The organism is Herbidospora sakaeratensis (assembly GCF_001570525.1).
Taxonomy (GTDB): Bacteria; Actinomycetota; Actinomycetes; order Streptosporangiales; family Streptosporangiaceae; genus Herbidospora; species Herbidospora sakaeratensis.
This window is the reverse complement of record NZ_BBXC01000007.1, coordinates 120,824-133,642: the sequence shown is the minus strand read 5'-3', so window position 1 is coordinate 133,642 and position 12,819 is coordinate 120,824. Positions and strand designations below refer to the sequence as shown.

14 protein-coding genes are annotated in these 12,819 nt (G+C 70.3%); 9 read left to right on the top strand and 5 right to left on the bottom strand.

Translation table 11 applies throughout. The features are described 5' to 3' along the window. Window positions 1-9 precede the first annotated feature (9 nt). From AW271_RS00655 to AW271_RS39300, 3 genes are all read left to right on the top strand, one after another. Window positions 10-384, top strand: a complete 375-nt coding sequence (locus AW271_RS00655) for a cupin domain-containing protein (RefSeq protein ID WP_062330272.1) — start codon at window positions 10-12, stop codon at window positions 382-384. Between the two features lie 75 nt (window positions 385-459). Continuing rightward, window positions 460-1,434 carry a hypothetical protein gene (locus tag AW271_RS00650; protein WP_157553836.1) on the top strand — a complete coding sequence of 325 codons (975 nt, stop codon included), beginning with the start codon at window positions 460-462 and terminating at the stop codon, window positions 1,432-1,434. 160 nt (window positions 1,435-1,594) lie between these two features. Further along, a complete protein-coding gene (locus AW271_RS39300; protein ID WP_157553835.1) occupies window positions 1,595-1,765 on the top strand; it encodes a PIN domain-containing protein in 171 nt (56 codons plus the stop codon). 11 nt (window positions 1,766-1,776) lie between these two features. Here AW271_RS39300 and AW271_RS00645 read toward each other — a convergent pair whose 3' ends face one another. Next, window positions 1,777-2,061: a VOC family protein gene (locus AW271_RS00645; RefSeq protein ID WP_062330268.1), complete on the bottom strand. Its 285-nt coding sequence runs from the start codon at window positions 2,059-2,061 to the stop codon at window positions 1,777-1,779. Beyond that, window positions 2,058-2,315 (bottom strand): Smr/MutS family protein, encoded by a 258-nt coding sequence (locus AW271_RS00640; protein WP_062330266.1) that lies wholly within the window; start codon window positions 2,313-2,315, stop codon window positions 2,058-2,060. Before AW271_RS00640 ends, AW271_RS00645 begins: the two co-directional genes overlap by 4 nt. 119 nt (window positions 2,316-2,434) lie before the next feature. Here AW271_RS00640 and AW271_RS00635 point away from each other — a divergent pair, with 119 nt between their 5' ends. Then, complete coding sequence (locus AW271_RS00635; protein ID WP_245652878.1) at window positions 2,435-5,740, top strand: S8 family serine peptidase; 3,306 nt, start codon at window positions 2,435-2,437, stop codon at window positions 5,738-5,740. A 48-nt stretch (window positions 5,741-5,788) separates the two neighbouring features. Here AW271_RS00635 and AW271_RS00630 read toward each other — a convergent pair whose 3' ends face one another. Continuing rightward, window positions 5,789-6,217: a CBS domain-containing protein gene (locus AW271_RS00630; protein ID WP_062330262.1), complete on the bottom strand. Its 429-nt coding sequence runs from the start codon at window positions 6,215-6,217 to the stop codon at window positions 5,789-5,791. 134 nt (window positions 6,218-6,351) lie between these two features. Between AW271_RS00630 and AW271_RS00625 the strand changes: the two genes are divergently transcribed. Then, the gene (locus AW271_RS00625) at window positions 6,352-7,677 is read left to right on the top strand and encodes an aminopeptidase P family protein (RefSeq protein WP_062330260.1); all 1,326 of its coding nucleotides are present in this window, start codon (window positions 6,352-6,354) and stop codon (window positions 7,675-7,677) included. On the opposite strand, the gene AW271_RS00620 is transcribed toward AW271_RS00625, so the two are convergent. Further along, on the bottom strand, window positions 7,671-8,345 hold the full coding sequence (locus AW271_RS00620) for a L,D-transpeptidase family protein (RefSeq protein WP_169806253.1): 675 nt from the start codon (window positions 8,343-8,345) through the stop codon (window positions 7,671-7,673). The two genes, AW271_RS00625 and AW271_RS00620, sit on opposite strands and share 7 nt — an antisense overlap. Window positions 8,346-8,423: 78 nt before the next feature. Between AW271_RS00620 and AW271_RS00615 the strand changes: the two genes are divergently transcribed. Then, entirely contained in the window at window positions 8,424-9,062 is a 639-nt protein-coding gene (locus AW271_RS00615; protein ID WP_062330256.1) for a 4'-phosphopantetheinyl transferase family protein, read from the top strand. Here AW271_RS00615 and AW271_RS00610 read toward each other — a convergent pair. Beyond that, complete coding sequence (locus AW271_RS00610; RefSeq protein WP_083976123.1) at window positions 9,059-9,997, bottom strand: cation diffusion facilitator family transporter; 939 nt, start codon at window positions 9,995-9,997, stop codon at window positions 9,059-9,061. The genes AW271_RS00615 and AW271_RS00610 overlap by 4 nt on opposite strands. 60 nt (window positions 9,998-10,057) lie before the next feature. Here AW271_RS00610 and AW271_RS00605 point away from each other — a divergent pair, with 60 nt between their 5' ends. From AW271_RS00605 to AW271_RS00595, 3 genes are read left to right on the top strand one after another with little or no spacing between them, the layout of a single operon-like run. Continuing rightward, the gene (locus AW271_RS00605) at window positions 10,058-10,513 is read left to right on the top strand and encodes a MarR family winged helix-turn-helix transcriptional regulator (RefSeq protein ID WP_062330252.1); all 456 of its coding nucleotides are present in this window, start codon (window positions 10,058-10,060) and stop codon (window positions 10,511-10,513) included. 25 nt (window positions 10,514-10,538) lie between these two features. After that, window positions 10,539-11,177, top strand: a complete 639-nt coding sequence (locus AW271_RS00600) for an LppX_LprAFG lipoprotein (protein ID WP_062330251.1) — start codon at window positions 10,539-10,541, stop codon at window positions 11,175-11,177. 16 nt (window positions 11,178-11,193) lie between these two features. Continuing rightward, window positions 11,194-12,684: an MFS transporter gene (locus AW271_RS00595; protein WP_245652877.1), complete on the top strand. Its 1,491-nt coding sequence runs from the start codon at window positions 11,194-11,196 to the stop codon at window positions 12,682-12,684. Window positions 12,685-12,819 lie beyond the last annotated feature (135 nt).

Genomic DNA, 12,819 nt, shown 5'->3' with positions numbered 1-12,819 from the left:
TCGCCGCTCGTGACAGAACGGGTGTACGTAGGCAACGCGAACGCCGACGCGCTGCTCGACCGAGGCTGGCTGCTCGGCCACTTCCGGCCGTCCGGAGACGCCCGGCACAGCGACGAGGTCGAGATCAAGTGGGGCGTCCACCCGGCGGGCGAAGAACGCACCCAGTGGGTGAGAGGCGAGTCCCGCACCGCGATGATCGTCCTGATCAGCGGCCGCTTCCGCATGGAACTGCCCGACCGGAGCGTGGTCCTGGAGAAGCAGGGCGACTACCTGGTGTGGGGTCACGGGGTCGACCACTCGTGGGTGGCCGAGGAGGAGTCGGTGGTGCTGACGGTCAGATGGCCGTCGCTGCCGGGCTACCAGGCTCCGCTCGCCGTCACCTGAACCCGCCGCTCCCGAACGGTGACGATGCAATGACTTGCGGTTTCCGAGCACGAGGATTCAAGTACACTCCGTGAAATGGCAATGACCGCATGTCACCGCATTGAGGGCTTCATGGCGGTGCCCGAGGTGTGTAACGCTGGCGGGGTGGAGACCGTGATCCGAGCGATCCTGACAGGAGAGCAGGACGAATTGGGCGAAATCCCTGCCGGGGATCTCGCCAAGCTCATCCTGGGCCTGCAGTCCGCATTGGCGGCAGCGGCCTCCACGGTGGTGCGGCAGCGTCGGCGGAGCGGGACCGGCCGCCATCCCGCGGCGATCGAGGCCGCCTCGCGTCTGCGCTTCCAAGGAGTCGAGCCGGGAAGTGTCAGGGCGGTGTTCGCCCTGCCCGAGGTTCAGCTCGACGACGGGGCCGGCCGCGACGATGCCCCTGACCTCAGCCAACTGGCCTTCGGGCGACTCGTCGACGCCTTGCGCGCCGACGAGGCCGATCTCGACCCCGAGCTCGCGAGGGCGATCGCCCGTCTGGGGAACGACCTGAACATCGGAGTCGGGGGCCGCCGGCTCGAACTGACGTCGTCCGGCCACCGGTCCGGCGTCCTCGACGCCGAAACCCGGAGCCGGATGAACCGCACGGCGCGGAGACGACCGCCACGGAGAGACGACGTGATCGTCGGCAACCTCGTGGAAGCCGATTTCGAGCGGAACACGGCCCGGGTTCAGCCGGTCGCCGGCCCCCCTGTGCAGATCACCTTCCCCGACGAGATGGCCGATCTCGTCCAGGCGAACCTCCGGCACGTCGGAGAGTGGCACGGCGAGGTCAGCCTCGATCCGGCGACCTCCGCCGTCAACCGGATGGCAGTAGAGGAGCTGCGCGTGGCCGAACCCCTCGCGCTCGGCATCGAGGCCGATTCCTTCTGGCATCACTCGACAGTCGAGCAGCTGGCGCGCGAACAGGGCGTCGTCGTGCCGCAACGGACCGAAGACCTGCGCACCCGGCTCACCTTCACCGACGAGGAGATCGACGACTTCTTCTCGGGGGCCGACGAGTGACACCGGCCGACGTCCCCCCGGGCCCGTTGGTGCTGGACACGAATGTCGCCTCCCACTACTTCTTCCAGGACCGCAAGCCGGGAAGCCGATGGGAGGAGTTCGAGGTGCTCACGCGAGGCCATCTGCTCTGCATGAGCTTCGCCACCGTCGGCGAGCTGCCATGTCCGCGAAGCTTCAGGGCCATCTCAAGTCAGGCGGGGCCAACGACCTGTGGACCGCCGCCTGCGCCCTGAGCCAATCACCGCCGCTGCCGATCGTGACCCAGGACCTCAGCGATTTCCAGAAGATCTCCAAGCACTTCGGCGTGCTGCTGATCCATCCCGACCTTTAGTCATCCCCCGCTCAGGAGGTGACGGTGAGGGCGATCGTCCGGCCGTCGGGGTCGGTCACGGTGTGCAGGCCGGGTTCCCGGCCGTGGCCCGGCGGGAGGGTCAGGCCGAGGCGGAGGCGGCCCGTCGGGGGTTTGCCGGCCGCCGGATAGAGCTCGAAAACGGCCGGCCCGAGCTGGGCGGCGAAGTGCTCGGGCCCGGCGCCGTGCCGTTCCTTCGTGAACGTCAGGCCGAGGGCCGTGTAGAAGGCGTGGCACTCGTCGAGCCGGTCGGTGTAGACGACGACCAGGTCGATCACTTGTTGTGCCGGAAGTACACGAACAGGCGTCCGTGGTTCTTCGCGTCCTTGTCGATCCGGTGGTAGAGCGCCTTGATCTCCTTCTGGTCCAGGAAACGCAGCACCTTCTTCTTCAGCTGGCCCGATCCCTTCCCCGGGATGATCTCGACCTCGGTCGCCTTCTTGTCGATGGCCTCCTGGATGATCCCGCGCAGGGCCCGGTCGATCTGGTCGCCCTTGTTGAAGATGTCGTGCAGGTCCAGCTTCAGCTTCATGGTCAGGAGTCTAGGTCGCGGCCACATGTGGACACTAGGCGGCGTCAACCTCTCTAGTTAGACTCCGGCTCAGATTAGACCGTTCCAAACCCCGCCCCGCAGCCCCTATGGGAGGTTACGTGTCAAAGAAGTCACGGTTAGCCGCCGTAGCCGCAGCACTGAGTCTGGTGGTCGCGGCCTCACCCCCGGCGACCGCGAGCCCTTCTCCCTCACCGAGCCCCACGCTCACCGCCACCCCGCTGACCAACCCCGAGCGGGTCACCGGCGCCAAGTCTCCCACCGGTCAGCTCGCCCAGAGCGACCCGGCGCTGATCCGGTCGCGGGCGTCCACCCCCGTGAACGTCGTGGTCAAGCTCGACTACGACGCGCTGGCCGCCTACGAGGGCGGGGTCGACGGGCTGGCGGGCACCTCCCCCTCCGTCACCGGCAAGGCGCTCGACCTGCGCAGCACGGCCGCCAGGAACTACCTGAAGCACATCGAGGGCATCGAGAACGGCTTCCTCGCCGAGCTGCCCAAGCGGGTGGGGGGCGCGAAGGTGGGCCAGCGGTTGCGGACCGTCTACGGCGGGGTCGCGCTGACCGTGCCGGCGAACAAGGCCGCCGAGTTGTTGAAGATCAAGGGGGTGGCGGCCGTCCAGGAGGACAAGATGGTGCAGCCGCTCACCGACTCCAGCCCGGCCTTCATCGGGGCGCCGGCCGTCTACTCGAAGCTGGGCGGGGCGCCGAACTCCGGCAAGGGGGTCGTCGTCGGTGTCCTCGACTCCGGCGCGTGGCCGGAGCATCCGCAGTTCGCCGCGTCCGCGAACGTTCCCGCTCCGCCCGCCAAGGCCGACGGCACGGCCCGGACCTGCGACTTCGGCGACAATCCGCTGACTCCGGCGGCCGACGTGTTCGTGTGCAACCACAAGCTGATCTCGGGGCAACCCTTCCTCGACACCTACAACGCCGTCGTCGGCGGCGAGGTCTACGGCGACAGCGCGCGTGACTCCAACGGGCACGGCACGCACACCGCGACCACCTCGGCCGGCGGGCCGGTGGCCGACGCCAACCCGCTCGGCATCTCGCGCGGGCCGATCCACGGCGTCGCGCCGGCCGCGCACGTGGCGGTCTACAAGGTGTGCGGGGCCGAGGGGTGTTACCAGTCCGACTCGGCGCAGGCCGTCGCGCAGGCGGTCCTCGACGGGGTGCGGGTGATCAACTTCTCGATCAGCGGGGGCGCCGATCCGTACAGCGACCCGGTCGAGCTGGCGTTCCTCGACGCCTACGCGGCGGGGGTGTTCGTGGCGGCCTCCGCCGGGAACGCCGGGCCCGGGGCGGCGACCGCCGACCACCTGAGCCCGTGGGTGACGACCGTGGCGGCCTCGACGCAGACGCGGACCTACCAGTCGACGATCTCCCTGTCGGGCGGGACTGCCCTCAAGGGCGCGAGCGTGACCGAGGGGGTGGCCGGGAACCTGCCGGTGGTGCTGGCGTCGGCGCCGCCGTACGGCGACGCGTTGTGCCTCACCCCCGCGCCTCCTGGACTGTTCACCGGGAAGATCGTGGCCTGTCAGCGCGGGCCGAACCGGGTGCTGAAGGGTTTCTCGGTACGTCAGGGCGGCGCCGCCGGCATGATCCTCTACAACGCCGAGCCGCTCGACGTGATGACCGACAACCACTGGCTGCCCACCGTGCACATCGACAAGCCGGCCACCGACCAGCTGCTCGCCTGGAAGGCGGCCAACCCGGCGGGCACGGCGTCGTTCACCCGGGGCGCCAAGGCCACCTGGCAGGGCGACGTGATCACCACGTTCTCCTCGCGCGGGCCGGGCGGCGACTTCCTGAAGCCCGACGTGACCGCGCCGGGCCTGCACATCCTGGCCGGCACCACGCCCACTCCCGAGTCGCCGCTCGAAGGGCCGCCCGGCAACCTCTACATGTCGATCGCGGGCACCTCGATGTCCTCGCCCCACGTGGCGGGCGCGGCGGCGCTGCTGTTCGCGCTGCACCCGACGTGGACGCCCGGCCAGGTCAAGACCGCCCTGGAGACGACGGCCAAGACCTCGGTCGTCAAGCAGAACGGCACGACTCCGGCCGACGCGTTCGACATGGGCGGCGGCCGCATCGACCTGACGAAGGCCGGCGACGCCGCGCTGACCCTCGACGAGTCGGCGGAGAACTTCGCCGCCTCGGCGGCCGACCCGCTGAACCGGATCGACCTGAACCTGCCGTCGGTGAACGCCACCACGATGCCGGGCCTCATCACCGCCAAGCGCACCTTCACCAACGTCACGAACGCGACCCTGACCTACACCGCGACCGGCAAGACGGTCACCGGGGCGTCCATCGTGGTGGTGCCGCCGGTGTTCACGGTCAAGCCGGGCAAGACGCAGACCGTGCAGATCGTGATCGCCGCCCCCGACCTGCCCGACGGGCAGTACTTCGGGCAGGTCGACCTCAAGCAGGTCGGCGGCTCCCGGCAGCAGCACCTGCCGGTGGCGTTCGTCCGCGGCGAGGGCGCCGTGGGGGTCGAGCAGACCTGCGCGCCCGCGTCGATCCCGCGTAACACCGGCGAGTCGACCTGCACGGTGACGGTCCGGAACGACACCCTCGACGACACCGAGGTCACCGCGCTGAGCACGCTCAACGCGCGGCTGCGGCTCAACACGGTCACCGGGGCCACGAAGGTCGGCACCCAGGTCGCCACCGCCAAGAAGACGCTGGCCGGCCGCGAGCCGGACGCGCCGTCGATCGCCCCGGACACGCTGTTCGGCTACCTCCCGCTCGACGCCTTCGGCGTCACGCCGGTCCCGATCGGCGACGAGGAGGCGCTCGACTTCACCGTCCCGGGCTTCCGGTTCGCCGGCCAGACCTTCACCCGCCTGGGCGTCACGTCCAACGGATATCTGGTCGCGGGCGGCACCGACGGGACGCAGGACGTCGCCTTCGTGCCACAGAACCTGCCCGACCCGGCGCGGCCGAACGCGGTGCTGGCCCCGTTCTGGACCGACCTCGACGGCACCGGCGCGCCCGGCGTCTACGTCGCGACGCTGACCGACGGCGTGTCGTCGTGGATCGTCGTCGAGTGGCGGGTCAACCTGTTCGGCACGGGCGACCTGAAGACGTTCCAGTCGTGGATCGGGGTCAACGGGCCGGAGGACGTCGTCTTCGCCTACCCGTCGCCGATCGCCTACCCGGGCGACGCCTACGGGCTGACGATCGGGGCTGAGAACGTCGACGGCACCCGGGGCGGCCGGATCCCGGCGGGCGCCGGCGCGGCCTCCGACTACCGGGTCACCAGCACGCCGGGGGCGCCCGGCGAGTCGCTGACGTACACCCTGAAGGTCAAGGGCGTGTCGGCGGGTGAGGGCACGGTCACGACGGCGACCTCCACCGAGAAGGTGAAGGGCGTGACCGTCGAGGTCGACAAGATCACCGTCCAGTAGAAAGGCGACGGCCCGGCGGGCGTGCCGCCGGGCCGTCTTCCCAGGAGGTCAGCCGTGCAGATAGCCGACGAGGTGGGCGCGCTCGGTCTCCAGTTCCTCGATCGCGCTCTTGACGACGTCGCCGATGCTGACGATGCCGATGAGGCGTCCGTCCTGGACGACCGGAACGTGCCGGAATCGGTGAACGGTCATGGTCTTGCGTAGATCGTCGACGTTCTCGTCGGGGCCGCAGGTGCGGACCTCGACGGTCATGATGCTGGAGACGGGCTCGCCGAGCACCGCTCCGCCTCGCATGTGCAGGTGCCGGACCACGTCCCGCTCCGACACGATGCCCGCGATCGTCTGGCCGTCGGCGGAGACGACCACGGCGCCGATGTTGTGCTCGGCCAGCAGGCTGAGCAGGTCGGTCACACTGGCATCCGGGGGAACGGTCACCACGTGGGCGCCCTTTCCCTGCACGATCGTCCCGATGAGCAATCGACACCACCCTTCTGCTTGTCTCCTCAGGCAACAACCTGTGGTGACGCTGCGTCAAGAGCGGGACCGGATTTTTCCCCTTCTCCGAAATCACTCTTAATGTCGCGATGGAATGTGAAATACCATGCGAGGTCATGACGACCGAGAACACCGGTTCCCATGACCTCCCCATCACGCCGGAGCTGGCCGCGTTCATGACGACGGGCTGGGCCGACACGCGGCACGACGATCTGCCGCAGCTGCCCGTGGCGGCGTACACGCGGAAGAGGCGGGCCCGGCTGGCCCAGCGGTTCCCCGGTGAGCGGCTGGTGATCCCGGCCGGCGAGCTGAAGGTCCGCAGCAACGACAGCGACTACCGGTTCCGGGCGCACAGCGCGTACACCTATCTGACCGGCGCGCAGGAGCCCGCCGACGTGCTGGTCATCGAGCCGTCCGGCGAGGCCGTGCTCTACCTGCGGCCCCGCTCGCCCCGGGCGCAGGGCGAGGAGTTCTACCGCGACCGGCGGTTCGGGGAGTTCTGGGTGGGCCGCCGCCCCGACCTCCAGGAGGCTTCCTCCCTGTACGGCCTGGAGACCGCCCACATCGACGACCTGCGCCCCGGCGGGCGCACCCTCGACCAGGACGCCGAGCTCACCTCGTACCTCTCGGAGATGCGGCTGATCAAGGACGAGCACGAGATCGCCGAGCTCCAGCACGCCGTCGACGCGACCGCGCGGGGCTTCGAGGACGTCGTCCGGGCCCTCCCCCAGGCGCTCGCGCACCCCCGGGGCGAGCGCTACGTCGAGGGGATCTTCGGCCTGCGGTCGCGGCTGGAGGGCAACGCGACCGGTTACGACTCGATCGTGGCCTCGGGCGCGCACGCCTGCGTGCTGCACTGGATCCGCAACGACGGCCCGCTGAACCCCGCCGACCTGCTGCTCCTCGACGCGGGGGTGGAGACCGACGGCCTCTACACCGCCGACGTCACCCGCACCTTCCCGCTGTCGGGCCGGTTCTCGCCGATCCAGCGCCAGGTCTACGACCTCGTGTACGACGCCCAGAACGCCGCCATCGCCACCCTGCGGCCGGGGGCCCGCTTCCGCGACTTCCACCTGGCCGCGATGCGGGTGATCGCCGACGGGCTGGCCGGCTGGGGCCTGAAGTCCGACTTCGAGACGGGTCTCTACCGCCGCTACACCTTGTGCAGCAGCGGCCACATGCTGGGCCTCGACGTGCACGACTGCGCCAGGGCCCGCGCCGAGACCTACCTCGACGGCGTGCTCGAAGAGGGCATGGTGCTGACCGTCGAACCCGGCCTCTACCTGCAGCCCGACGACCTGACGCTGCCGCCGGAGCTGCGCGGCGTCGGGGTGCGGATCGAGGACGACCTGGTGATCACCGCCGACGGCGCGCGCCTGATGTCCGGCGGGCTGCCCCGCTCGGCCGACGCGATCGAGGCGTGGCTCGACGGGCTTCAGTAGATCCACACCCGCCCGCCGACCGGCAGGCTGTTCGTCTTCCACAACCAGTTCATGGCCTCGTACGACACCCGCACGCACCCGTGCGAGGCCGGCTTGGGCGGGACGCGCCCCGACCCGTGGATGGCGTAGCCGCCGCTGAAGTACTTGGGCCGGTAGAGCAGGCCCAGCGGCGACTTCTCCATCTTGTTCACCTGCCGCTGCACGGTGAACACGCCCCGGGGCGTGTTGGCGATCTTGCCGCCGCCGTACGGCTTGCCGTTCCCGCTGGAGGTGTTGAAGACCTTCACCACCTTGCCGTTCCTGACGACCATGAGCAGCTGCCGCCCGATGTCGACCTCGACGAGGTCGCCGCTGGTGCTGCGCGCGACGGGCACGAAGCCCCTGCGGATCTTCCGCTCGACCTCCTCGCTCCACCGGGCGTCGGTCCTGAGCCCGTTGACCTTCTGCACGGCGAACATCGCCTGCGCCATGTCGGGGCCGTAGTAGCCGTTCCACGGCCCGGTGAAGTACCCCAGCGCGGACAGGTCCTTCTGCAGCCGCCGGTTCGCCGCGCTCGTCGTGCCCGGTTTCGGCACGTCGGCCTGGTGACGCTGGGTCACCTTGATGGGCCACCGCTCGGCGTGCGCCACGGCCACCGGCGCCGCGCCCACAGCGGCTCCGACCAGCACAACCAGACATTTCGAACGGCTCATTGCTTACCCCCCGTAGTTCACTTGATCGACATATACCTCCAATACGCTGAGGTGATGCGCGCCCCTCTGGCCGTCGCCGGTTACACCGACGAAGTCCTGGACGCCGTCGGCGGGACGCTCACCGAGACCGAGCGGGCCCGCGCCGACCGGTTCACCCGGGAGCAGGACCGGCTCGACTTCGTGGCCGCCCACCTGCTGGTCCGGTATTGCGCGGCGAAGATCCTCGACATGCGGGCCTGCGTGCTCACCCTCGAACAGCGCTGCGACCGCTGCGGCCGCCCGCACGGCCGTCCCTTCATCACCGAGGCCCCCGAGCTCTCGGTCAGCCTGGCCCACACCGCCGGCTACGTCACCGCCGCCGCCGGAGCCGGCAAGGTCGGCGTGGACGCCGAGCACGCGACCGGCGGGCAGGCCGACGAGAACCTGGTCGCGCTGGCCCTCACGCCGGCCGAGGCGGGGCTGGTCGGCATGGACAACCGGCGGCTGATCCGCCAGTGGGTGCGCAAGGAGGCGCTGGTCAAGCGGGGCGAGCTGGCCCTCGACCGGCTGCGGGACGCCGACCTGTCGAAGTTGCCGTTCGACGGGCGCACCCACCAATGGGAGGGCCGTCACCTGGTCGAGTGGACCGCCGGGACCGTGATCGCCACCGCGATCTTCGACGAGCCCGGCGACCTGCAGATCATCGGCGGCTAGAACCGGTCTTCGGCCGAGGAGGTCGGATCGAGGAACACCTCGCGGATCTCCGGGAACTCCCGCCGCAACCGCCGCTCGACCTCGGCCGAGGCCGCTTCGAGCGCGGCCCCGGTCGCCTCGTCGACGAAGTCGATGCGCGCCGCGACCAGCATCCGGTTGGGCCCGATGACGACGGTCAGCAGCTCGACCACCCGCTCGACCTCGGGAAACGCCTGGAGATGGGCGAGGATCCGGCGCTCCAGGCCGGGCGAGGCCGACCGGTTGAGCAGCAGGCTGGCGTTGGCCCTGATCAGGGTGACCGCCACGAACAGCAGCAGCAGGCCGATCGCGACCGACCCCGCGCCGTCCCACGCGGTGTTGCCGGTGAGCTGGGTCAGGCCGAGCCCGCCGAACGCGATCAGGATGCCGGCCAGCGCCGCGCTGTCCTCCAGGACGACGGCCTTCAGCATGGTGTCGGAGGTGCGTCTGAGCAGCGCGAACGGCCGCGTCTCCCACCGGGTGGCCGACTGGCGCAGTTGCCGCAGCCCCTGGAACATCGAGACGCTCTCGAGCGCGAACGAGACCGCGAGCACGACGTAGGAGACGGTGAAGTCGGTCAGCTCCTCGCCGTCGAAGATCGTGTGGAACCCGTGGGTGACGGAGAACCCGGCCCCGACCACCAGGGTGAAGCAGGCCGCGATCAGCGCCCACAGGAACGCGGCGTTGCCGTAGCCGAGGGGGTGGCGCCGGTCGGCGGGCCGCTCGCCGCGTTTGATCGCGGTGAAGAGCAGAACCTCGGTCACCGTGTCGGCGGCGCTGTGCGCGGCCTCCGACAACATGGACGCCGAGCCGCTCACCAACCCCGCCACCAACTTGGCGACCGCGATGGCGAGATTGGCCCCACCTGCGACGATGACCGTAAGGAGGGAGTCACCGCCATCGGTTTTGTCGTTCATGTTCGACATCGTGTCATGCTCGCGTGTACGACCGTGACAGACGATCTTTAGACTGGTGGGATGGCAGACCCCCGCTGGCTGACGGCCGACGAGCAGAGAGCCTGGAGGGCCCATCTCACGGCCCACCGGCTCCTCACCCACCGCCTCGACCGCGAGTTGCAGGAACACGGGCTGTCGTTCAACGACTACGAGATCCTGGTCAACCTGTCGGAGAGCCCCGACCACCGCATGCGGATGAGCGACCTGGCCGACGCGACCGTCCAGTCGCGCAGCCGCCTGTCCCACCAGATCTCCCGCATGGAGCAGGCGGGCCTGGTGAGCAGGGAACTGTGCGAAGACGACCGCCGTGGAACGTTCGCGGTGCTCACCTCTCTCGGCTACCACACGATCGAGCGGGTGGCCCCCGACCACGTGGCCGGGGTGCGCGCCCACTTCATCGACCTGCTCGATCCCGAACAGATCCAGAAGGTCGAAGAGATCTACACACCCGTCGTGGCACATCTCCAGGGGAGGTAGCGCCCGGGCGGCTAGCATCCCTGGCGTGAGAAGAATCCTGTGCTTGGCGGCCTTGGTGGCCTTTGTCACGGCCTGCTCCTCCGCGACGACCGAAGGCGGCCTCCCGGCGGCGCCCGACGTCCTGAAGAAGTCGGCGGCGGCCATGGGGGCCGTCAAGACGGTGGCCTTCTCCCTGACGACCGAGGGCAACCCGCCGATCCCCGTGAAGACCGCCGAGGGCGACCTGACCCGCGAGGGCGACGCCAAGGGCAAGCTCCAGATCATGATCGGCGCGCTCCAGGAGCTGGAGTTCGTCCTGGCCGGCGACGCCGTCTACATCAAGGGCCCGACGGGCGGCTTCCAGAAGTCGATGTCCCGGGCCCAGCTGGCGGCGCTCTACGACCCGAGCGCGGTGGTGACGGCGGTGCCGACCCTGCTGTCGTCGGCGAAGGGCGCGACGATCGAGGGCGAGCAAAACGGCGTCTACACGGTCAAGGTGACCCTGCCGGGCGACCCGCTGAAGAAGATCGTGCCGGGCGTGACGGGCGACCAGCCCGGCACCCTGATGATCGACAAGGCGACCAGCCGCGTGACGGCCATCGACCTGCCGCTGAACGGCGGCACGGTCAAGGTGGCCCTCACCGACTACGACGCCCCGGTGACGATCGAAGCCCCGGCGGTCTGACCCCGTGGAGTCTCCCGTGGAGTCCGTGGAGCAGGAGCCCCGGGTCGTGGCGGCACGGTCGAACCGGCGCGTCGTGCTCGGGGTCACCGGCGCGGCCGTGCTGCTGGCGGCGCTCGACGCCTATGTTGTCGTCACCGTCCTGGTCGACATCGCGGCGTCGGCGAACGTGCCGGTCAACCGGCTGGAGCGGGTCACGCCGGTGGTCACCGGGTTCCTGCTCGGCTACGTCGCCGCGATGCCCCTGCTCGGGCAGTTCTCCGACCGGTTCGGGCGGCGGGCGGTCATCCAGGTCTGCCTGGCCGGGTTCGCCCTCGGGTCGCTGATCACGGCGCTGGCCGCCTCGATCCCCCTGCTGACCGCCGGGCGGGCGATCCAGGGCATCGCGGGCGGCGCGCTGCTGCCGATCACCATGGCCCTCATCGGCGACCTGTGGGACGTCCGCAGGCGGCCCACCGCCCTGGGCGCGGTCGGGGCGGCGCAAGAGCTCGGCGCGGTCCTGGGTCCGCTCTACGGCGCGGGGCTGGCGCTCGTGCAGGTCGGTTTCCTCGACGGCTGGCGCACCATCTTCTGGATCAACCTCCCGCTGACCGCGCTGGCGGCGGTGGCGGTGCACCGCTACGTCCCGGCCGGAACCCGGACCGCCACCAGGGTCGACGTGCCGGGCGGGGTGCTGCTGGCCCTGGGGCTGGGGCTGCTCGTCGCCGGGCTCTACAACCCCGAGCCCGACAAGCAGGTCCTCCCCTCGTGGGGCGTCCCGGCGGTGATCGCGGGGGCGGTCGTCCTGGTCGTGTTCGTCGTCTGGGAGCTGCGCACCCGGACCCGCATCCTCGACCTCACCGGCATCCCCAAACGGCCGGTGTTCGCCACGCTGACGGTCAGCTTCCTGGCCGGGGCGGCGCTGCTGGTCACGCTGGTCGACGTGCAGCTGGTGGCCCAGACGTTGCTCGGCACCGACGCGACCGGCGGGGCGCTGGTGCTCACGCGGTTCCTGGTCGCGCTCGCCGTCGCCGCGTTCGCCGGGGGCGCGCTGGCGCGCCGGTTCGGCGAACGGCCGGTCACCGTGGCGGGCATGGTCGTGGCGACCGCCGGCTACGTGCTGATCAGCCGGTGGCCGGTGGCGCCGGGCGGGTTGTCGATGGACGTCGACCTCGTCGTCGCCGGGCTCGGGCTGGGCCTGGTCATCGCGCCGGTCAGCTCGGCCGTCCTGAAGACCATCCCGGCCGCGCAGCACGGCGTCGCCTCGGCCGCCGTCGTGGTGGCCCGCATGATGGGCATGCTGCTCGGGGTGGCGGCGCTGTCGGCCTACGGGTTCCACCGGTTCCAGACCCTCACCGCCGACCTCGACACCCCTCTGCCGTTCGGGGTGTCGCCCGAGACGTACCAAAAGCAGCTCGACGTCTACACCCAGGCGGTGCAGGCGGCCCTGCACACCGAGTACTCCGAGATCTTCCTCATCACCGCGGTGCTCTGCGGCATCGGGGCCGTGGTGGCGCTCGCCATGGAGTAGGGGGATACTCAAGCCACCTCGACAGAGCGGGGCGACCATCGCAAGGGGGCGCGATCCCGGGCGTTCAGGACGCCGGTCCCATGTGCTCGGGACACCCCTTGGCCCACAGTTGGCGCCAGCGACACCACTCTGTCT